The 21603-nt window shown below is 37.9% G+C and carries 20 protein-coding genes; 16 read left to right on the forward strand and 4 right to left on the reverse strand.

Annotation, left to right across the window (positions count from 1 at the left end):
- The first annotated feature begins 925 nt into the window (after positions 1 to 925).
- Together EL165_RS02205 and EL165_RS02210 are read left to right on the forward strand one after the other, a co-directional pair.
- Complete coding sequence (locus EL165_RS02205) at positions 926 to 1792, forward strand: SPFH domain-containing protein (protein ID WP_002979806.1); 867 nt, start codon at positions 926 to 928, stop codon at positions 1790 to 1792.
- A gap of 80 nt (positions 1793 to 1872) precedes the next feature.
- Positions 1873 to 2061 carry a type II toxin-antitoxin system antitoxin gene (locus EL165_RS02210; RefSeq protein WP_002979805.1) on the forward strand — a complete coding sequence of 63 codons (189 nt, stop codon included), beginning with the start codon at positions 1873 to 1875 and terminating at the stop codon, positions 2059 to 2061.
- Positions 2062 to 2250: 189 nt separating this feature from the next.
- Here EL165_RS02210 and EL165_RS26700 read toward each other — a convergent pair whose 3' ends face one another.
- Complete coding sequence (locus tag EL165_RS26700) at positions 2251 to 2400, reverse strand: FAM210 family protein (RefSeq protein ID WP_002979804.1); 150 nt, start codon at positions 2398 to 2400, stop codon at positions 2251 to 2253.
- A 135-nt stretch (positions 2401 to 2535) separates the two neighbouring features.
- Here EL165_RS26700 and amaB point away from each other — a divergent pair, with 135 nt between their 5' ends.
- The 8 genes from amaB to EL165_RS02250 all read left to right on the forward strand — a co-directional run bounded on the left by amaB (position 2536) and on the right by EL165_RS02250 (position 13143).
- Positions 2536 to 4086: an L-piperidine-6-carboxylate dehydrogenase gene (amaB, locus tag EL165_RS02215; RefSeq protein ID WP_002979803.1), complete on the forward strand. Its 1551-nt coding sequence runs from the start codon at positions 2536 to 2538 to the stop codon at positions 4084 to 4086.
- A 111-nt stretch (positions 4087 to 4197) separates the two neighbouring features.
- Positions 4198 to 5523 (forward strand): L-lysine 6-transaminase, encoded by a 1326-nt coding sequence (gene lat, locus EL165_RS02220; RefSeq protein ID WP_002979802.1) that lies wholly within the window; start codon positions 4198 to 4200, stop codon positions 5521 to 5523.
- A gap of 62 nt (positions 5524 to 5585) precedes the next feature.
- Positions 5586 to 5816 carry a DUF2007 domain-containing protein gene (locus tag EL165_RS02225; RefSeq protein WP_002979801.1) on the forward strand — a complete coding sequence of 77 codons (231 nt, stop codon included), beginning with the start codon at positions 5586 to 5588 and terminating at the stop codon, positions 5814 to 5816.
- A 400-nt stretch (positions 5817 to 6216) separates the two neighbouring features.
- Positions 6217 to 6729: a GNAT family N-acetyltransferase gene (locus EL165_RS02230; RefSeq protein ID WP_002979800.1), complete on the forward strand. Its 513-nt coding sequence runs from the start codon at positions 6217 to 6219 to the stop codon at positions 6727 to 6729.
- 116 nt (positions 6730 to 6845) lie between these two features.
- Positions 6846 to 7301 (forward strand): hypothetical protein, encoded by a 456-nt coding sequence (locus tag EL165_RS02235; protein ID WP_002979799.1) that lies wholly within the window; start codon positions 6846 to 6848, stop codon positions 7299 to 7301.
- A gap of 1 nt (position 7302) precedes the next feature.
- Positions 7303 to 8490: an efflux RND transporter periplasmic adaptor subunit gene (locus tag EL165_RS02240; RefSeq protein WP_002979798.1), complete on the forward strand. Its 1188-nt coding sequence runs from the start codon at positions 7303 to 7305 to the stop codon at positions 8488 to 8490.
- Positions 8490 to 11636, forward strand: a complete 3147-nt coding sequence (locus EL165_RS02245; protein WP_002979797.1) for an efflux RND transporter permease subunit — start codon at positions 8490 to 8492, stop codon at positions 11634 to 11636. Before EL165_RS02240 ends, EL165_RS02245 begins: the two co-directional genes overlap by 1 nt.
- A gap of 91 nt (positions 11637 to 11727) precedes the next feature.
- Positions 11728 to 13143 carry an efflux transporter outer membrane subunit gene (locus EL165_RS02250; protein ID WP_002979796.1) on the forward strand — a complete coding sequence of 472 codons (1416 nt, stop codon included), beginning with the start codon at positions 11728 to 11730 and terminating at the stop codon, positions 13141 to 13143.
- Positions 13144 to 13227: 84 nt separating this feature from the next.
- Here the strand turns inward: EL165_RS02250 and EL165_RS02255 are convergent, their stop codons facing one another.
- Complete coding sequence (locus EL165_RS02255; protein WP_002979795.1) at positions 13228 to 14208, reverse strand: BtrH N-terminal domain-containing protein; 981 nt, start codon at positions 14206 to 14208, stop codon at positions 13228 to 13230.
- A gap of 167 nt (positions 14209 to 14375) precedes the next feature.
- Between EL165_RS02255 and EL165_RS02260 the strand changes: the two genes are divergently transcribed.
- Together EL165_RS02260 and EL165_RS02265 are read left to right on the forward strand one after the other, a co-directional pair.
- A complete protein-coding gene (locus EL165_RS02260) occupies positions 14376 to 14864 on the forward strand; it encodes a GNAT family N-acetyltransferase (RefSeq protein ID WP_002979794.1) in 489 nt (162 codons plus the stop codon).
- 2 nt (positions 14865 to 14866) lie between these two features.
- Positions 14867 to 15346, forward strand: coding sequence for a MarR family winged helix-turn-helix transcriptional regulator (locus tag EL165_RS02265; protein WP_002979793.1), 480 nt, complete (start codon positions 14867 to 14869; stop codon positions 15344 to 15346).
- A gap of 8 nt (positions 15347 to 15354) precedes the next feature.
- Here the strand turns inward: EL165_RS02265 and EL165_RS02270 are convergent, their stop codons facing one another.
- Positions 15355 to 15936: a hypothetical protein gene (locus EL165_RS02270; protein ID WP_002979792.1), complete on the reverse strand. Its 582-nt coding sequence runs from the start codon at positions 15934 to 15936 to the stop codon at positions 15355 to 15357.
- A 226-nt stretch (positions 15937 to 16162) separates the two neighbouring features.
- Here EL165_RS02270 and EL165_RS02275 point away from each other — a divergent pair, with 226 nt between their 5' ends.
- Positions 16163 to 16735 (forward strand): YdeI/OmpD-associated family protein, encoded by a 573-nt coding sequence (locus EL165_RS02275; RefSeq protein WP_002979791.1) that lies wholly within the window; start codon positions 16163 to 16165, stop codon positions 16733 to 16735.
- 86 nt (positions 16736 to 16821) lie between these two features.
- On the opposite strand, the gene EL165_RS02280 is transcribed toward EL165_RS02275, so the two are convergent.
- On the reverse strand, positions 16822 to 19431 hold the full coding sequence (locus EL165_RS02280) for a TonB-dependent receptor (protein WP_002979790.1): 2610 nt from the start codon (positions 19429 to 19431) through the stop codon (positions 16822 to 16824).
- A 372-nt stretch (positions 19432 to 19803) separates the two neighbouring features.
- Here EL165_RS02280 and EL165_RS02285 point away from each other — a divergent pair, with 372 nt between their 5' ends.
- Genes EL165_RS02285 through EL165_RS02295 form a run of 3 tightly spaced genes read left to right on the forward strand, consistent with a single transcriptional unit; the run spans position 19804 to position 21586 of the window.
- Complete coding sequence (locus EL165_RS02285; RefSeq protein WP_002979789.1) at positions 19804 to 20202, forward strand: low affinity iron permease family protein; 399 nt, start codon at positions 19804 to 19806, stop codon at positions 20200 to 20202.
- A gap of 29 nt (positions 20203 to 20231) precedes the next feature.
- Positions 20232 to 20801 (forward strand): CinA family protein, encoded by a 570-nt coding sequence (locus EL165_RS02290; RefSeq protein ID WP_002979788.1) that lies wholly within the window; start codon positions 20232 to 20234, stop codon positions 20799 to 20801.
- Positions 20802 to 20833: 32 nt separating this feature from the next.
- A complete protein-coding gene (locus tag EL165_RS02295) occupies positions 20834 to 21586 on the forward strand; it encodes an SDR family oxidoreductase (protein WP_002979787.1) in 753 nt (250 codons plus the stop codon).
- Positions 21587 to 21603 lie beyond the last annotated feature (17 nt).

The raw sequence follows: 21603 nt of genomic DNA on the forward strand, positions 1-21603 counted from the left end.
GTTCGCAAAGGCATTTCATTCAGCAAGAGAAGAAGTTTTAGTTAAGCTGGAAGGTTGGTAAAAGGTAAAAAGCTTGTGTTTTTTTGGCGCTAATGTTAGCAATGATTTTTTTGGATTATAAAATATCGTTCGCAAGGGCGTTTCACTTAGCAAAGAAATAGTAGTCTTAGCTAAACGAAGTGGCCTTGCGGACAAAAATATGATGTATCCCAATAAAATTAACTCGTGATCCTTACGTTAAATTAAATACTGAGAATCTCGAATTCTAACGCCAAGATTCGCAATGAATTTATGATGATAGATATCGTTCGCAAAGACGTTTCACTCAGCAAAGAAATTACTGATCTTAGCTGAACGAAGTGGCTTTGCGAACAAAAATATGATATATCCCAATAAAATTAACCTTGTGAACCTTGCGTTAAATTAAATACTGAGAATCTTGAATTCTAACGCCAAGATTCGCAATGAATTTATGATGATAGATATCGTTCGCAAAGACGTTTTACTCAGCAAAGAAATTACTGATCTTAGCTAAACGATGTGGCTTTGCGAACAAAAATATGATGTATCCCAATAAAATTAACCTTGTGATCCTTGCGTAAAATTAAATACTGAGAACTCGAATTCTAACACCAAGATTCGCAATGATTTTATGATGATAGATATCGTTCGCAAAGACGTTTCACTCAGCGAAGAAATTCTGATCTTAGCTAAACGAAGTGGCTTTGCGAACAAAAATATAATGCATCCTAATAGATTAACCTCGCGAACTTTGCGTTATCTGAAATACCCGTATCCTATATTCCGTACCTCGCAACCCCGAACCCCGCACCTCGAACCTAAAAAAAACAAAATTTATCATTCATAATTCAAAATTGATTACTATCTTTATGATATCAAAATAATATCAAAATAAAATTATATCATGGAAAAAACATTAAAACCCATGTCGGGCTATCTTACACTGGTTATCTGCCTTGCCTTGTTTGCCGCGGCTGTCTATTTCTTTGTTAGCGGAGTAGATCAAAGTATAGCCTATGTTGTTATCTCAATGCTTTGCTTTCTTCTGTCATGCTTTTTCTTAAAAGGCTTAATGATTATTCAGCCTAACCACTCGAGGGTACTGAACTTCTTTGGAAAATATGTCGGAAGTGTAAAAGAGAACGGATTATTCTTTATCAATCCCTTGTATTCGTCACAGAAAATTTCTTTACGTTCTGAAAATTTACAGGGACAGACATTGAAAGTAAATGATAAAATGGGTAACCCAATTGAAATTGCTGTGGTTATCGTATGGAAAGTGGGGGATACTTATAAAGCAGCTTTTGATGTAGAACGTTATTCTGACTTTGTAAGAATGCAGAGTGAAGCCGCTGTAAGGCATTTGGCGATGAGCTTCCCGTATGATAATTTAGAAGATGATCATGCTCCTATTACCTTGAGAGAAGGAGGGGATAAAATCAATTCTATTTTGGAGCAGGAACTTACAGACCGTCTTTCAAAAGCCGGAATAATTATTCAGGAAGCGAGAATTTCCCACCTGGCTTACGCTTCAGAAATTGCCGGAGCAATGCTTCAGAGACAACAGGCTACTGCGATTGTTGCTGCAAGAACCAAAATTGTAGAAGGTGCGGTAGGAATGGTAGACCTTGCATTGAAAAAACTATCCGAAGAAAATATCGTTGATCTTGATGATGAAAGAAAAGCGGCAATGGTAAGCAATTTAATGGTTGTTCTTTGTGGTGAAAAAGCAGCAACTCCTATATTAAATGCTGGAACACTTTATAATTAAGAAGTGAAATTGAATAATTTGGTTTTAGTGCAGAGGGTTTCTCCACTGAAATAGTAAGAATAATGCTAGAGAAATAGAAAATGAAATCAGAAAAAGCTCATAACTCTTCGGAAAGCAAAGGCAAAAAATCCTTTGTAATAAGAATAGATGAGTCTACTTATAAACTCCTTGAAAAGTGGGCCAATGATGAATTCAGAAGTGTAAACGGACAGATAGAATACCTGTTGCATCAAAGCCTTGTGAATGCGGGGAGAAAGAAAAAAGAGTAGTTTAAAAGGAAGAATTAAGAAAAAGAATAATCTTTTTGGGGAATATTTTTAATAAAATCTATGATATCCTCTTTTTTTTAAATTACAGAAAACATAAAAAAGACCTCTTTTTTTAGCTTTTCAATAAAGAAATAGCAATTCACTTAACCTTATACTAAAAAGAAAGCAGAGAAATTTTTCTCTGCTTTTTTATTGTATACAACTCTGGAGACTATCTGCTCCAACGTAGAATATGACCAGCCAAATCAAGCCTTTAATGGTAAAGAAAGCTAATCCAGCCCATCCCACACGCTTGAACCACTTTTTAAGCTTTGAGTTATTTTCTTGTGAATTTTCCATTGGTGATTATCAAAATGATTACTCTGCAAAGATAAGCATGTTTATAATTAGTCCAAATAAAAAGCTTGTTAAAAATTAAAGTTTTGAGGTTCACATAATATTTTTATCTTTAGAGAGAACGAAAAGTAAGATTTTATGTCAAAAAAAGTAAAGGATTTCGGAATTGAAAAAACACTTAGAAATCTTGGTATCAAAGAAGAGAACAAAGGGACTTCAGTGGGCGGAAAATATTTCGCTTCAGGAAAGGTGATAGAAAGCTTTTCTCCTGTAGACGGAAAACTGATCGCTAAAGTAAAAACTTCCGGAGAAAGTGATTATGACAAAGTAATTGAAACTGCTCAAAAGGCATTTCAGGAATTCAGGCTTATCCCGGCTCCTAAAAGAGGAGAGATCGTAAGGCAGCTGGGCTTAAAATTAAGAGAATATAAAGATGACCTTGGTAAACTTGTTTCTTATGAAATGGGTAAATCACTGCAGGAAGGTCTTGGTGAAGTTCAGGAAATGATCGATATCTGTGATTTTGCTGTAGGACTTTCAAGACAGCTTCAGGGATATACGATGCACTCTGAAAGACCGGGTCACAGAATGTATGAGCAATACCACCCGCTTGGAGTAGTAGGAATTATTACAGCATTCAACTTTCCGGTAGCCGTATGGTCATGGAATACAGCGTTGGCATGGATCTGTGGTAACGTTACCATCTGGAAGCCATCTGAAAAAACACCGCTTTGTGCTATTGCCTGTCAGAATATTATGACTGAAGTTTTAAAGGAAAATAACCTTCCTGAAGGAATTTCAAGCGTACTGGTATCAGACCACGAAATCGGACAGAAATTAGTAGACGATAAAAGAGTTGCCCTTGTTTCTTTCACAGGATCTACAAGAGTTGGAAGAATGGTTTCTTCCAAAGTGGCAGAAAGATTCGGAAAGTCTATTCTTGAATTAGGAGGAAACAATGCGATTATCATTACAAAAGAAGCAGATATCGATATGTCGATCATCGGAGCTGTTTTCGGAGCGGTAGGAACCGCAGGACAGAGATGTACTTCAACAAGAAGACTGATTATCCATGAAAGTGTATATGACGAAGTAAAAACAAGACTGGCGAAAGCTTATGGTCAGCTGAAAATCGGAAATCCTCTGGATGAAACCAATCATGTAGGTCCGTTGATTGATACTGATGCAGTGAATCAATATGAAGCAGCCATCAAGAAATGTAAAAAAGAAGGTGGAAAATTTGTTGTAGAAGGCGGAGTATTATCTGGGAAAGATTACGAATCCGGATGTTATGTGAAGCCTTGTGTGGCAGAAGTGAAAAACTCTTATGAGATTGTTCAGCATGAAACTTTTGCACCAATCCTATATCTTATCAAATATAAAACATTAGAAGAAGCGATCGCTATTCAGAATGATGTTCCTCAGGGATTGTCTTCTGCAATCATGACCCAGAATTTAAGAGAGGCAGAATTATTCCTTTCTCATGCTGGTTCAGACTGTGGTATTGCCAACGTTAATATCGGAACATCAGGTGCTGAAATCGGAGGAGCTTTCGGTGGTGAGAAAGAAACCGGAGGAGGAAGAGAATCCGGATCAGATGCCTGGAAGTACTATATGAGAAGACAAACCAATACTATAAATTATACCACGCAACTTCCTTTAGCACAGGGGATTAAATTTGATTTATAAAAGCATAGCTTTAAAGTAATTAAAAACAAAAAAATTAATAACCTGAATGATTAAATGCTTCATTCCTGGATCATTTAATCATTCACTTATTAAATCACACTACAATTTATTATGGAACAAACATTAGATATAAAAGTAAATAAAGTTAAAGAAACAGTAGGAAGACATATACTAGCTGACGGCTTCGATTTTGTGATGGATATTGAAAAATCACACGGTTCATGGCTATATGATAAGCTTACAGACAGAGAATACCTGGATATGTTTTCTATGTTTGCATCGGCGTCTATCGGATACAACCATCCTTATCTTGTTGAAAGATCAGAATGGCTGGGAAGAATGGCTGTGAACAAACCTACTTTGGCTGACGTTTATTCAGAAGAATATGCCCATTTTCTTGAAGTATTTGAAAGGGTTGTTATACCAGAAGAATTACAATATGCTTTCTTTATCGAAGGAGGAACGTTAGGCGTTGAAAATGCGATGAAAGCATGCTTCGACTGGAAAACCCGCAAAAACTTTGAAAAAGGACTTGATACTGAAGCCGGAATCTGTATCCATTTCAAACAGGCTTTTCACGGAAGAAGCGGTTATACTTTAAGCTTAACAAACACTGCTGATCCAAGAAAATACCAATATTTCCCTATGTTCAACTGGCCGAGAATTTTAAACCCGAAATTAAAATTCCCGATTACAGAAGAGAACCTTGAAGAAACCATCAAAAACGAAAACCTTGCTTTGCTTCAGATTGAAGAGGCTATCCTGATGCACCCGGATAAAGTGGCTTGTATTATCATAGAGCCTATTCAGGCAGAAGGAGGTGACAACCATTTCAGAGACGAATTCTTATTGGGATTAAGAAGAATCTGTGATGACAACGAAATCTTACTTATTTTTGATGAAGTTCAGACAGGGATTGCCATTACGGGAAAAATGTGGGCTTTCCAGCATTTTACAGCAAAACCGGATATTATTTCTTTCGGGAAAAAAGCGCAGGTTTGTGGTGTCCTTGCCAACAAAGAAAAATTTGATCAGGTTCCGAACAATGTTTTCAGAGAAAGCTCCAGAATCAATTCAACATTCGGAGGGAATTTTATTGACATGCTGCGTTTTCAGCTTGTTATGGAAGTGATCGAAAAAGAAAACCTTGTGGAGAATGCAAGGGTTGTTGGAGACTTCCTGTTGGAAAGTTTAAAAGCTCTTGCTGAAAAATATCCAGAAAAAATTTCAAATGCAAGAGGAAGAGGATTGATGTGTGCGATCGATCTGCCAACGGCAGAACAAAGAAACCACCTGATGAACGAGCTTTTCAAAGATGGATTGATCATCCTTCCTTGTGGAGATCAGTCTCTTCGTTTCAGACCTCATCTGAATGTTACGAAAGAAGAAATCCAGCTTGCTTTAGATAAAATTGAGAGCAATATTAATAAAATTTAAAACCTGGAATTTGTAATTTTAAAAAAAACGTTGTACATTTAGATACTCAAACATTTAGAAATATGGAAAGAAGTACGAGAGTATCAGTTTATGAAAGTGATAACCCTTCAGAAATTCAGTTGGTTAAATCTAAATTGGATGACGCACAGATTACAAATACGGTTGAAAACAACTATCTTACATTTACTACAACACCCACAGCAACTTCGCTGAAAGTAATGGTAGATCTGGAAGATGAATCCAAAGCATTTGAAATTATTGATGCTTACCTTCAACAAAGTGAAAATCAATAAACAATTTCATAATTTTAAATTTTACTACTTCGAACCGAAAATTAATTTTAATTAGTTTTCGGTTTTTTAATTAAAATAAGACGACTTGAAGAACTGTTATTTTATATCAGAACCAGAAGTATTGGTCAGTTTTAAATTTGACGCAAAGTTTTAGTAACTCTATATTATATTTTAAGAAAGCAAAGAAGGAATCAATTTCATTGATTCTCATTAAGCGAGCGGGTAGCCATTCGCTTATTCAACGACGGAGTTGCAATCTTTGCTCACTTAAAATCTTAATTTTTTATAAATAAAGTCTTTGCGTTAATAAAAATTAGGTTTTAGTTCATATAATCAAAGAGAAACAGTTCAGACTTTAGCCTTTTAACTTTATACTTTTTAATCAATCAAAATCAACAACATGAATCCAGAAATTAAACTAAGACAAGCGGAAATTGAAGACAGGAACATTATTTGGGAAATCATCCAGCAATCTATTGAAAGAAGAAGACAGGACGGAAGCACCCAATGGCAGAACGGATACCCTAATCTTGGAACGGTAGAAAGTGATATTGCCAAAGGATTCGGACATGTTTTGACTGTAGATGGAGAGATTGCAGTGTATGCAGCCCTGATTCTGAATGATGAACCTGCCTATAGCACTATAGAAGGAGCCTGGCTGAGTGATGGTGAATTTGTAGTCGTTCACAGAGTGGCAGTTGATGAAAAATTTGCAGGACAGGGTATGGTGAAAAAACTTTTTGACCATATCGAAGAGTTTACAAAATCCCATGGCATTCAGAGTATTAAGGTTGATACGAACCATGACAATATCGCTATGCTGAAAATCCTTGAAGGGAGAGGATATTCTTATTGCGGAGAAGTTCTGTTACGAGATGGCATGAGAAAAGCTTTTGAGAAGATTATAATTTAGGTAAAAAGTTAAATCAACTTTCATTGAATTTTTAAAAGAGCGTGTATTTATAAACTCTATCAGGTTTGTTCGTTTGGTTCTGAACTAATTTCTACTTTTGTTCAAATTTTTATATTATGCACCAAAGTATAGAAATTGATGAGAAAATTTTTCAGGATGCCGTAAAATTTTATGGCACCGTGTTCAGCTTACCCCCTTTAGCATCAAAAATCTATTCCTACCTTCTTTTCGATTATGAGAAAGTAGGAATTACTTTTGACGAATTTGTTGAAGTGCTCTCCGCAAGCAAAAGCTCTGTTTCCACCAGTATTTCATTACTGCTCAATGCTCAGCTTATCGTAGACCATAACAAAATAGATGAGCGGAAACGGTATTTTTTCATCAATGATGAATACCAAAAAATACGATTCGAGAAAATTGTCCAGAAAATGCAGGACGAATTAAGACTATTAGAGGATTTAAACAATTTTAAAACAAGTAAAGACGATGGATACAACGAAAGAATAGAAGTTTACAAAGCACTCTTAAATAAAAACATAGAAAATATTCAGGAATCTCTTAATAAACTATAAAATGAATAATAAGCTAGTTATACTTTCCATTGCAGCGCTTTCACTGACAGCGTGCAAAAAAGAAGCTCCGAAACAGGATGGTGCCAAGCCGTATCCTGTTATCTCAGTGGAGTCAAAAAATATAGTGGGTTATCAGACGTTTCCGGCTACCATTCAGGGTAGGGTAAACAATGATGTACGTGCAAAAATACAGGGATATATCACCCAAGTATTGGTAGATGAAGGGCAATATGTTACGAAAGGACAGCCACTGTTCCGTCTGGAGACCAATATCCTGAACGAAAATGCAGCGGCTTCCAAGGCAGGAATCGGTGCAGCAGCATCCAGTGTTGCAGCGGCTCAGGCTTCTGTAAATGCGGCTCAGGTTGAAGTAAACAAACTAAAACCTCTGGTTCAGAAAAATATCATCAGCAACGTACAGTTACAGACTGCGCAGGCTCAGTTAGCTCAGGCTCAGGCCCAGCTGCAGCAGGCCAATGCAGCCAAAAGACAGGCTGAAGCCAACTATAAAGGAGTAGAAGCCAACATCGAATATTCTATCATCCGTGCACCTATTTCGGGGGTAATCGGAAAGCTTCCATTAAAAGTGGGAAGTTTGGTAGGCCCGTCTGATCAGACTCCTCTGACAACGATTTCTGATACATCTGAGATCTATGCTTACTTTGCCATGAATGAAAAAGAATATTTTGATTTCCTTGAAAAATCTCCGGGAGCCTCTATGCCTGAGAAAATCAAAAACTTACCAATGGTTGAACTTCAGTTGGCTAATGGAAGTCTTTATCCTGAAAAAGGAAAAATTGAAGCCATTACCGGTCAGATTGATCCTACAACCGGGACTATTCAGTTCAGAGTTGCGTTCTCCAATGCTCAGAAATTATTAAGTAATGGTAACAGCGGAACGATCAGATTCCCTCAGCATTATGATAATGTTCTTGTAGTTCCTGAAAGTGCTACTTACGAACAGCAGGGTATTGTCTACGTATACAAAATAGATAAAGGAGATACTGCCAGAAATGTTGTTGTGAATGTTATTGACAGAATCGACAACTTAGCGCTGATCAAATCAGGAGTTAATAAAGGCGAAAAAGTTATTGCAGCTGGTATCGGAGGTTTGAAACCGGGAACAGCAGTGAAGCCGAAGCCCATCAAAATGGATAGTCTTGTTCAATCAATAAAACCGAAATTCTAATGATAAAAAACTTTATTAACAGACCGGTTTTATCCACCGTAATCTCAATCCTGATTGTGATTCTCGGTGTGCTGGGGCTGATCTCGTTACCGGTTACACAGTATCCGGATATTGCACCGCCTACGGTAAGTGTCTCCACAAACTATACGGGAGCCAACGCTGAGACGGTAATGAAAAGTGTTGTAGTACCTTTGGAAGAACAGATCAACGGGGTGGAAGGAATGGATTATATTACTTCCACTGCAGGAAACGACGGTTCTGCGCAAATCCAGGTTTTCTTCAAACAGGGAATAGATCCGGATATTGCAGCGGTAAACGTACAGAACCGTGTAGCAAGAGCTACACCTTTACTTCCTGCTGAAGTAACGCGTTCAGGGGTGGTTACCCAGAAACAGCAGACCAGTGCCCTGATGTATATGTCCTTCTATTCTGAAAATAAGGACCTGGATGATGTATACCTTCAGAACTTTTTGAATATCAATATTATTCCGAACCTTAAAAGGGTAAATGGTGTTGGGGATGCGAACGTTTTCGGGGGTAAAAACTACTCAATGAGAATCTGGCTGGACCCTGCAAAAATGGCTGCTTATAGCGTAACACCTACTGATGTTACCAATGCCATCAATGAGCAGAGTAGAGAAGCCGCTGCAGGTTCTATCGGACAAAACAGCGGAAGCTCTTTTGAGTATATCATCAAATATGTAGGTAAATTCAACGATAAAGAGCAGTACGACAATATCATCATCAAATCTCTTGCAAACGGACAAAACCTGATGCTAAAAGACGTTGCTAAAGTAGAACTGGCAGGACAGTCTTATACAGGAATCGGGGAGAACGGAAACAACCCTTCCATCAGTATGGGGATCTTCCAGACTCCGGGATCCAATGCACAGGAGATTATTAAAAATATCAAAGCCTATCTGAAATCAGCTGAGGGAACTTTCCCGCAGGGAATCAAATATACTTTCAACTTTGATACCAATGAATTCCTGGAAGCTTCTATTGATAAGGTAGTTCATACTTTGATTGAGGCCTTCATTCTGGTATTTATCGTAGTATATATTTTCCTTCAGGACTTCAGATCCACACTGATCCCGGCTATTGCTGTTCCGGTATCTATTGTGGGAGCATTCTTCTTCCTGAACTTGTTTGGATATTCATTAAACCTCTTAACCTTATTTGCATTGGTACTGGCCATTGGTATTGTGGTGGATGATGCGATTGTCGTCGTCGAGGCGGTTCATGCTAAAATGGAGCACGGTATTTCTGATGCTAAGAAAGCTACGGTAGAAGCGATGGATGAAATTACAGGAGCTATTATTTCGATTACTTTGGTAATGGCAGCAGTATTTATCCCGGTAACGTTCATTACAGGACCTACAGGGGTATTCTACCAGCAGTTTGGTATTACGCTGATTATAGCCATCATCATTTCTGCGATTAATGCATTAACGCTGAGTCCGGTTTTATGTTCATTATTCCTTAAACCTCACGAAGCGCATCATGCAGAATATAAAAATCTAAACCTGTTACAGAAGTTTTTCTATAAGTTTAATATTGCTTTTAAAACAACTACTGAGCGTTACGGAAGAGGATTTGTATTCCTGTTAAGACATAAATGGGTTACCTTAATCATTTTTGCTGTTACCGGAGGTATCTTATTCTGGGCAAGCAGCAGTATGAAGAAAGGGTTTGTACCTACAGAAGACAGAGGGATTATCTTTACCGACGTACAGCTTCCTCCGGGAGCTTCCATGGAAAGAACTTATAATGCTTTAAAAACCCTTCAGGCGAAGGCATTGAAAGTTCCTGGCGTACAGAACGTAACGATTTCAACAGGTAGAGGATTCTTATCCGGAAACGGAAGTAACAACGGTCTTGCCTTTGTGAAACTGAAACCATTCGAAGAAAGAAAAAAAGATGGACAGACTTCTGAAGATATCACTAAAAAGTTATTCGGAATTGTAGGATCTGTTCCTGATGCCAAAGTAGTATTCTTCCAGCCGCCAAGTGTACCGGGATTTGGTAACAGTGCCGGTTTTGAAATGGTATTGCTTGATAAATCCGGAGGAGAATATGCTGACCTGGATGCGAAAACCAATGAATTCATCGGTAAGCTGATGCAGAGACCGGAAATTCAGTTTGCACAGACTTCATTCAATACAAAATATCCTCAGTATCAGATGGAAATTAATGTTCCATTAGCAAAACAATTAGGAGTTTCTGTGAATGATATTCTAAGCACTATGCAAGGATACATCGGAGGAATTTATACTGCTGACTTTACCAAGTATGGAAAACAGTTCAGAGTGATGGTTCAGGCTCTTCCTGAAAACAGAAAGAATATTGAAAATCTGAATCAGCTTTATGTAAGAACAGGATCTGGTATCATGTCTCCGATTTCACAATTTGTGACATTGACAAAAGCATACGGGCCGCAATCTGTAAGCCGTTATAACCTGTTTACTTCAGTAAAAGTAACAGGAGCCAACTCTGACGGATACAGCTCCGGGGATGCAATTGCCGCTGTACAGCAGGTAGCAGATGAAACCCTGAATCAAAACTATGCGGTAGAATTTACCGGGTTAACGAGAGAAGAATTAAATTCAGGATCTCAAACGCTTTTGATTTTCGGATTAAGCTTAATCTTCGTTTACTTTATCCTTTCTGCACAGTATGAAAGTTACATTCTTCCGCTGATCGTTATTATTTCCCTTCCTCTTGGGGTAATGGGAGCTTATTTCGGCCAGAAGATTATGGGACTGGAAAATAACATTTACTTCCAGATTGCCCTGATCATGCTTGTGGGACTACTGGCGAAGAATGCTATCCTTATTGTCGAGTTCGCTGTTCAGAGAAGGCATCACGGAGAAACGATTGTTATGTCAGCTATCAATGCGGCGAAAGCAAGGGTAAGACCTATTCTGATGACCTCATTTGCTTTTATTTTCGGTTTATTACCGTTGGTTCTGGCAAGTGGAATCGGAGCAGTAGGTAACAGATCTATCGCTACGGGTGCGGCAATCGGATTATTGATAGGAACTGTTTTGGGATTATTCGTAATTCCGGTTCTGTATGTGATTTTTGAAACACTGCAGGAAAAAATCAAACCTATCAAAAAAGAAGATATCAATTTAGCAGAATAAAATTAAGATTTAAGAAATTAGAAGTTAGCAATTAGGGATAAGTCTAAAAACTAACTTCTAACTTCTAAACTCTAACTTCTAATTAAAAATAATGAAGAGTTTATTAAACATCATAAAAGGAATCACTTTTTCAGTTTTCATACTCGGAGCCATTTCATCCTGTATGGCGAGAAAAGAATATGAAAGACCGAAGAACGTTGTGGACGAAAAGCTTTTCCGTACAGATATGCTTCCTTCGGACAGTACGAATATTGCAGATATTTCCTGGAAAGAAATATTCACTGATCCGATATTGCAGGGGCATATTTCCAAGGCACTGGAGAACAACCTTGACATCAGGATTGCTTTGGAAAGTATTAATTCTGCGGAGGCCTATCTTAAACAGAGTAAAGCAGCCTATCAGCCGACACTTTCTATCGGGCCCAACTATACATTTCAGACGCAGTCTATCAACACCCAGTTTGGACAGATTATTGGAGAAAGGCGTTATGTAAACCAGTTTGACATTACGGCAAGTATCGGATGGGAAGCTGATATCTGGGGCAAATTAAAAGCACAGGAGAAAGCACAGCTTGCGACTTATTTAGGAACTGTTGCCGCTCATAAAGCAGTTAAAAGCAGCTTGGTGTCTTCCATTGCTTCTGCGTATTATCAGTTGCTGACTTTTGATGCTCAGAAAAGAATCATTACAGAAACAATTGCCGTAAGGGAGAAAAATCTTGAAGCAACAAAAGCTTTAAAAGCTTCCGGAACTCTTACTGAAGTAGCCGTACAGCAAAGCGAAGCGCTTGTTTTCAATGCCAAATCATTACTGATTGATATTGATACACAGATCCAGCTGCTGGAAAATACCATGAGTCTTTTGATGGGAGAGCCCTCTCACTCAATTGAAAGATCTACATTGGAAGGACAAAAACTTCCGATTGATCTGAAACTCGGATATCCGACTCAGCTTCTGGCCAACCGTCCGGATGTAATGAGAGCAGAATTTAATTTAATGAATGCTTTCCAACTGACGAATGCTGCCAAAGCTCAATTTTATCCTACTTTAAAACTGACAGGAAGCGGCGGATTGCAGTCTGTGGATATAGACCATTTATTCAGTGTAAATTCATTGTTTGCAAATGTAGTGGCAGGATTGGCACAGCCGATTTTAAATAAAAGACAGATCCAGACCAACTATGACGTAAGTCTTGCCAATCAGGAAACGGCTTATCTGAACTTCAGAAAAACAGTTTTAACTGCAGGAAAAGAAGTTTCTGATGCCATCAGAGTATTTTCTGTACAGGATTCATTTATTGAATTGAAGCAAAAAGAACTGGATGCCTATAAAAAATCTGTTGACTATTCCCAGGAATTGGTTAACTATGGTATGGCCAACTATCTTGAAGTGTTGAATGCAAGTGTGAATTCCTTGAATGCAGAGCTTAACATTTCCAATGCAAGATACAGTAAAATGAAAGCAGCCGTAGAGCTTTATCAGGCTTTAGGCGGAGGTTGGAAATAACCGTTTCAGCAATATAATATCATAAAAACGTATGTCAGCAATGGCATACGTTTTTTTATGGTGAGGAAAGAATTAGTAAGACCCTTACAACATGGCCAATGTTTCCATAGCCTTTTTCTCTTTTTCAGAAAGTGTTTTTAAAATATCCGAAGCCTGATGAATATAGATCATTTCTTTTGTCTGGCTTACTTTTTCAAACAGTTGAGATACCTTTGTCCAAAGTTCAGCAATTTCTTTGAAGGCTTCATAACCAGCTTTTAACGGATCAAGTTGAAGCAGTTCATAACTTTCTTTCAAAAAATCACGGTATAAATTCCTGAATAAAGCTCCGCCTGTTCCTGCTTTTTCCATGAGTAAGGCTGCTTGCTTAAATTCTCCTTCAATATCTTTACTTGTATTGAACCATTTGACAATTTCAGTACTTGTTTTGAGGATTCCTTTATAAGAAATATTTGTGATAGGCGGGTTCAGATACTCCGCAGCATTATTTTTGATTGCAGTGATTACCGCTTTATTCAGATCGAATTTTCGCTCTGTTTTTCGGATAGTATAATACATATTTTTAGAAGACATCGGGCCTTTTTCAGCGCGGGCCATTGCCAGACTTTTTAATGAAGTTGTTACTTTACCGCCTTGTTGTCTGGTATCAACCAGGAATGCATTTTCGTGATCATAACCATAAATAGCAGCATAATGCCCGGCAAAATGGAAAGGATTTGAAAAATACTCCAGATGGTAACAATCCATTTTTAATCCCACTGTCTGCCCGCTATCAAGAAGCGCTTTTACCTGATCCCATGCTTTTTGTTGTGAAGAGGTTTCTTTAACCGTTAGTTCAAGGTTAAGATTTTTGGCCAAATTTTGTGTGAGCAGATCAGGTTTTACTCGTCCTCCGATGAAAGGGAAGTCCATCGTTTTCATATTCCAATAGATAAAACCCAGACCTTCACCCAACCCGAAAAGCATTGGTTCAGAAAGTTCAATTCCAATTTGCCGAAGTAGAGTACCGGTTGCAGTAGTTTCGCAGTGCTGTCCGTCAAAGGCCTTTAGATTTTCTATTTTCATTTTTAAAGTGATGTTTTTGTGTGGTATTAATTCGATCAGAAAATTACATAAATATCATCAGATAAAAATTCACGTTTGCTCTTTTGTGTTAAATTTCTTTAAAGCATAAAATTAATTTGGAAATATGTATTTAACTACGTAGTTTTATACTTTAAAATACAAACACTATGAAATTGGAAATACAGCCCATAGGAAATTCTTATTCGGAACAAGCTATTGACCTGATTTTAACGATTCAGCAGAAAGAGTTTAATATTCCGATTACTATAGAAGATCAGCCTGATCTTTTGCAGATAGAAAGTTTTTATGCGGAAGCCGGAGGTAACTTCTGGGGAGCTTTTGTAAACGGAGAACTGGTAGGTTCCATTGCCTTGGTTAAGTTTGACAAAAGGGCAGGAGCAATCAGGAAAATGTTTGTGAAAAAAGAATTCAGGGGAAAAGAACTCAATATTGCACAGGAATTACTGGAAGTTTTAATTACTTTCTGCCGTAAAAACGGAATTGATGATCTATATTTGGGAACCATAACGGTACTGAAAGCAGCCCAGCGTTTCTATGAAAGGAATCATTTTGTGAAGATTGAAAAAGGAAATCTACCAGGTAAATTTCCTCTGATGAGTGCTGATGATATTTTTTACCATTTACATATTGACTGAACATGAATGTAATCAACGAAGCAGGAATTCTTGCCATATCCACAAGGCTACACCGCCTCAGTGAACAATTGAGAAAGGATGGCGCATTGATCTATAAAGCATTCGGAATCGATTTTGAATTGAAGTGGTTTCCGGTCATTTTTACCATTTACAAAAAAGAAATAGCAAGTGTGGTAGAGATAGCTAATGAAATCGGATATACACATCCATCAACCATAACCCTCCTCAAAGAACTTGAAAAGCTGGAACTGATACAGTGGGAAAAAGATAAGCAGGACGAAAGAAAAAGACTGTTTAAGCTCACTTCAAAAGGGAATGAGCTTATTGAAAAAATGAAACCCGTTTGGGAACTGTTGTCCCGGGTTTTGGGAGATATCGCAGACAATAAAAATAATCTGCTGACTGCCATTGATGAAGCAGAAGAGAAAATTGCCAGTCAGTCTTTTTATCAAAGAGCGATGCAGGTGAAGAATGAGAAGTAAGTAGATTTTTATTCCACTATTATGTCAAGCGGATCTCTGACAGGTGTGATACCTATTAAATATTCTTTATCTTCTGCAGTTAATTCAGCTATACCCAGTGCAATATCTTCCCATGCTTTTCCTCCTTTACGTGTAAGGGCAAATTCAATGGATTGAATTTTAGGCTTTTTATTGAGTCCCAATATTCTTAAATCTATTCTTTGTCCTTCTTTTATTTTACCTTCTGCAATTTGTCCTATTAAGAAAAAGTTTCTTCCGGTAAGTTGAAATGCATTATTAAGCTTAAATTGAGCAACCGTTAAATGATGCCAGCTATATCTGCAATATCTGCATTGCTTTGCTTGTGGAGTACGGGCTAATTTATTGCAATTTGGACAATAATTGAAAAAAACTTTTTCAGGAGTTTCTCTCATGATCCGTTTTACTGTATTTTGTTCAAAAGCTTCATATCCGTTCTCCAATAGCTTTATGATTTCAGGTTCAGTATTAATCCACCCTCGTTCAATCATTATATTCCTCAAATAAATACTATCAGAACTTTTGTAAGTATACATATGATGATTCAATGCTAATATTTCATTCTCTGTCATTAACCTTCTGAAATACCTAATGATATAATCTATAGTTTCCCTATCCATATCTGACTGAACAAGATAAATATTTAATTATTTATTTTGGGCTAATTTATCATTTATTTCTTTAAAACAGACTTACATTATGGATTGTGATAATTAAGAAATAGAAATTTGCTACTGACAAACTGTTGTCGCCAAAGTATCCTAACTTTGCATCATAGTAAAACTAAACTACTGGAAAATGGATGAGAAAAAAACTTTTCATGTCAAAACAAGGAAGGACTGGCGGCAATGGCTGGAAGAGAATCATCATATAGAACAGTCTGTCTGGCTTATTTGCAATACCAAAAAATCCAATTTACCCTCTGTTTCCTGGAGTGAACTGGTAGATGAAGCTCTTTGTTTTGGCTGGATTGACAGTACAAGAAAGACCCTTGATGAAGGATCCTTTATACAGTTATTCAGCAGACGTAAGCCCGGCAGTACTTGGTCTAAAATCAATAAGGAGAAGGTTCAGAAGCTGATAGAAAATAATCTGATGATGAAAGCTGGATTTGAAACCATCAGAATGGCAAAAGAAAATGGCTCCTGGAATATTTTAGACAGTGTGGAAGACCTTGTAATCCCGGAAGATCTGAATGAAGCTTTTAAAATTCATGAAGGCTCTGAAGCCTATTTTCAAAGTTTGAGCAAGTCCATAAAAAAAATGATGCTGCAATGGATTGTGCTTGCCAAAAGACCTGAAACCCGGAAAAATCGTATTGATGAAATTGCAAGACAGGCTGCTCAGAACAGAAAACCTAAAAACTTTTAAGTTTCTTATTGCTGATTAATAAATAAAACAGGCTGTTCCTTTTTGGAACAGCCTGCTTATTACTTCATTGTTGAAATGATATTGTATTAGAATCTCAAAGTTGCTGCAACAGACCAGGTTCTTCCAAAACCAAGGAATCCTGTATTACCGTCTGCAACACCCTGATACACTCTGCCAGCTTCCTGATAAGTTTTTCCGGCATCCGGGCCATTGGCAATTTTATCGCCTGCGAAGATGTTGGAGCTTAATTCAGAAATATAATATTTGTTGAATAAGTTATATACGTTCGCTCTCAATGTTAAAGACTTTTTCGCATCCAATGTGAATTTGTAAGAAGCCCCTACATCAAATAAATGATAGCTTGGTAACTTTACAATTCCTTTTTCTCTTGCGGCTTCTGTAAGGAAATTGATCGGGTTGAACTGTGCATAAAGCTTGTCATAATATTCCCAGTTGGCATCAATACTGAAAGCTTTGGTAATATTATAATCAGCTCCGATGCTGGCTGTTGTTTGAGCTGCGTCCCCAACCTTCAGGTCTTTAATATTGATCGTTCCCGTTGCACCTGCAATTTCCTGGTTGTTCTGAACATCAAGAATGTTGAAGTTGGCGTTTCCTTTATACTTCCAGTTCCCCAATGATACCATTCCTCTTAATCTAAGATTAGTGAAAGGTCTTGCTTTTGCTTCCAATTCGATTCCCTGGTGTAATTGTCCTACGTTCAATGCATTATAGAAGTAAGCATTTCCAAGGGTTAACTGAGAGAATTTGGCAACATCTGCAGCCGTAGCATTGAATGTTCTTGAAATGAATCTGTCATCCCATTGCGTTCTGTAAGCGTTGATGTTCACATCCACATAACGGGATTTGAAACCGTAACCTAATTCTACAGAGAAGATTCTTTCATTCTTCGCATCATTGTAGATGTTCTGGTTTGAAGGGAATAAAGCGTTGAATAACGGCTGTCTTGAAATAACCCCTGTATTGAAAAATACATTGTGGTGATCGTCAATATTATAGTTGGCACCTCCTTTTACAATATAACCCGTTTTGTGGTACCATTTTGTTTCCTGGTTTCCAGGAGTGTACAGCATATAATCTCTTCTCTTGTAATATTGCTCGGAAACAGATCCCTGAACAGATGCACTCAGCTTTTCAGAGCTGTATTCAACCATTCCGTAAATACCTGCCCATTTTACCAGACCTTCGTTGTGGATAGATACTTTCTGAGCATCTTTAAGCTTGGTAAGCGGCTCCGGCTTTACAGTTTGATTAATGTAATATCCTTTCGGAGCATTGGCTGTGGAAGGAACAAATAACGCATCAGATCCTAACATATCTGTTACAATATCGTACAGCGCGCCTTTATAGGTCTTAAGATCAATACCTCCGTTGAAAGTCCAGTTATTTTTTTTGTAATTAAGGTCAGCAATCACTCCATACCAGTCATGAGCATTGATACTCTGTTTTCTTACGATACCGCTGGTTCCGTTCAGAGTAGAAACATATTGTCCGTTGTAATCACCGGGAGAACCTGCAGGTGCAGTAAAGGTAGACTTCTGGAAGGTATTTCCATTATAATCAGTTACCATACCACCTCTGTTGTAACGGTAAATCATATCCCAGTTGATCGTACCGTCTCCACCAGGACCATAATTCATGAAATTCATGGTTTGTCCGCTGGCGTTCTTGATAGAACCGTTAAGTCCGGTACCTCCACCGCCACGTCCCCAAGAACCATAAACAACTGTAGATAACTTAAGATTATCATTCATTGTCCAGTCCCAGTTCAAAGATGCGATAGGCTTATGGTAGAAGTTAGGAGCTAGGTTGAATTGAGAACCGTTTAACATTCCTGTTTGCGGGTTGTATCTTCTTCCATAGGTTTCAAACTGCTGCAGTGTTGCTACGTTTGCTCCGGTGGCAGAAGATCTTCTTGTGTCGTGTACCTGTGGTGCTCCGGTTGCAATTAAATTGAAAGCATGTTTTTCATTAGGCTTAAATCCTGTTGAGAAAAACCATGAGTAACCTTCTCCTTTCGTTCCGTTGATGTATCCGTCACCTTGCCAGCGGGAAAGCAATACGGTTGTTCCCCATTTGTTTTTTAACCCTGAGGAGTACATCGCAGAAATTCTGGAGTAGTTATCATTTCCAACTTCACCTTTAATCATTGCTTTCTGCTCGGCATCGGTAGCTTTGGTTACAATATTGATCGTTCCTCCTACAGACGGAACTACAAATTTAGAAGCTCCCAAACCTCTCTGGATCTGAATATTGCTGGCAATATCCGCCAATCCCGTCCAGTTAGACCAATACACAGTACCTCCCTGCATGTCATTCACCGGCTGTCCGTTGATAATCACCGCAATGTTAGCACCATCAAAACCTCTCATGTTGATTCTGCTGTCTCCGAATCCTCCACCTACTTTAGTGACGTAAACGGATGGGGTAGACTTCATAATCTCAGGGAATTCTCTATTTCCCAGTTTCTCCTGAATTTCTGCTGCCTTGATGTTGGAAACTGCAACAGGAGTTTTTCTCTCTTTGGCTGTTTGGGAAAGGTTTCTACCCACCAACATCACCTCATCAATAGATTTGGATTTTTCTAATGAATCCTTCGTACTCTGCCCGTAATACAAGGCCGCCGTAGGTAATACAAGCGCTATAATTAGACGCTTTTTAAAAATAATGCTCATGAAATAAACTAGCGTGTTTGATTTTAAGGCTGCAAAGATGAATAATTATTTTTTAATTAAGTATTAAATCTTAACGAAGTGATTTTATTCAGTTTTTGAATCATGCTGTATTGCTCACTTTTTTGAATATGTTAATTGTTTTACCTCTTTCGTTTACAATTTGTTAAGACAGGAAATCATGGCAAAACCCGCTTGCTTTTAACGGATAAAAATAATTATGCGGTTCTTCACATTTTTAAATAAAACCAAATATTGTTGGAAAATATATTATAATAATAGCTAAGTAATAAAAGCCGTAGATGACTTGAATCATAATTATTATACTGTTGTTTCGATAACTTGTATCATCATTTTATTCAAATCGTATTATTTATGAAAAAAAAATTTTTTGAAAGGTTTTCGGATCGTGTTGTTTGTATAACCGGAAGTCCAGGTGCTTTTATTACAGCAAGTTTACTGGTTATTGTCTGGGCTGTAAGTGGACCTCTTTTCAATTATTCTGAAACCTGGCAGCTTGTTATCAATACAGGTACCACAATTGTAACTTTTCTGATGGTATTTCTGATTCAAAAAACTCAGAACAAAGATTCCAAGGCGATTCAGATAAAGCTTAATGAACTGATTGCATCCTATGAAAAAGCCAGCAACCGGCTGGTTGATATTGAAGATCTGACGGAAGAAGAGCTGGACAAACTCCATAAATATTATGAGCAGCTTAGCAAGCAGTCCAAAGAACAACAAGATTCCAGGGATTCTGCGAAAGATGAATAGTTGGGAAGTCCTGATATAAAATATAATTAATGATTTTAAAATCTTCACAAATTGCTCACGCTGATTCGCTATCAGTGAAATCCTTAGTGCATTTCGTTATAGAACTGGAAAAGCTGTTTAAGCGTATAGGAGAATATCTGCTTTCGGGAAATGAAACTGTTTCAACAGCCGAAAGTGTTACTGCTGGCTTCCTGCAGTTTTCGTTTTCCCAGATGAAAGATGCTTCCCAATTCTTTAAAGGGGGAATGACCGCGTATACTTTAGAAGAAAAAGTAAATCTTCTTGATGTAGATGCTGCTGAAGCCAGGCAATTTAACAGTGTATCTCCTCATATTGCTGAAACTATGGCGCTACAGGCAGGTAAAATATACAAAACAGACTGGTCTATCGGAGTAACGGGGTATGCTACTCCGGTGGAAGAATCACATGGAAAGCTTTTCGCTTACTTCGCCATTGCTTATAAAGGAAAGGTTGTTCTTTCTGAAAAATTAGATCTGCATTCCAGAACAAAGTCTGTTAATGCTCAGCTTTATTACAGTGAATTCATTCTGGGATGCTTTAAGCTGGAACTCGATAAACGCCATGAAAACAAAGAATAAGCCTATTTCAATAATATACTATAATCACACTTATGAAAGATTTACAACTGAAAAATAAATCGGTCCTTATTACAGGAGCAGACAGCGGAATTGGTAAAGCCATCGCTCTTTTGTTTGCCAAGGAAGGAGCTGATATTGCATTTATACACTACCATGACGCCAAAGATGCTCAGAAAACAAGTCAGGAAATTGAAAAACTGGGACACAAAGTTCTCTCATTTGAAGGAGACATTAATGACAGTACATTCTGTAAAACTGTTGTTGATGAGGTCGTTTCCAAATTCGGTGGAATAGATATCCTCATTAATAATGCCGGGACACAGGTTCCGTGCAATGCGATAGAGGATCTCAAAGAAGAAGATATCCGAAAGACTTTTGATTCAAACATTATTGGAATGATCCTGCTGACAAAATTTGTATTTCCCCATTTAAAAAAGGGTGGTGTTATTATTAATACAACCTCTGCCACCGCTTATATGGGACATGAAGAACTATTGGATTATTCCGCAACCAAAGGAGCCATTGTTTCGTTCACACGCTCACTGGCGCTTCAGGCTAAACCGAAAGGAATACGTGTGAATGCCGTAGCGCCAGGACCTGTAGCCACACCGCTTACGGAAAAAACATTCGGCGAAGAGGATGAGGATCAGGATAAACCGCCTTTAGAACGTAATGCCTCTACTGAAGAAGTGGCAGCAAGCTTTTTATTTCTTGCTACAGAGGCCTCCGCACAGTTTACCGGGCAGGTTCTTCACCCGAATGGCGGCTTAATTGTTAACGGTTAATCATAATATATGAACGG

Source organism: Chryseobacterium gleum, from assembly GCF_900636535.1.
GTDB lineage: Bacteria > Bacteroidota > Bacteroidia > Flavobacteriales > Weeksellaceae > Chryseobacterium > Chryseobacterium gleum.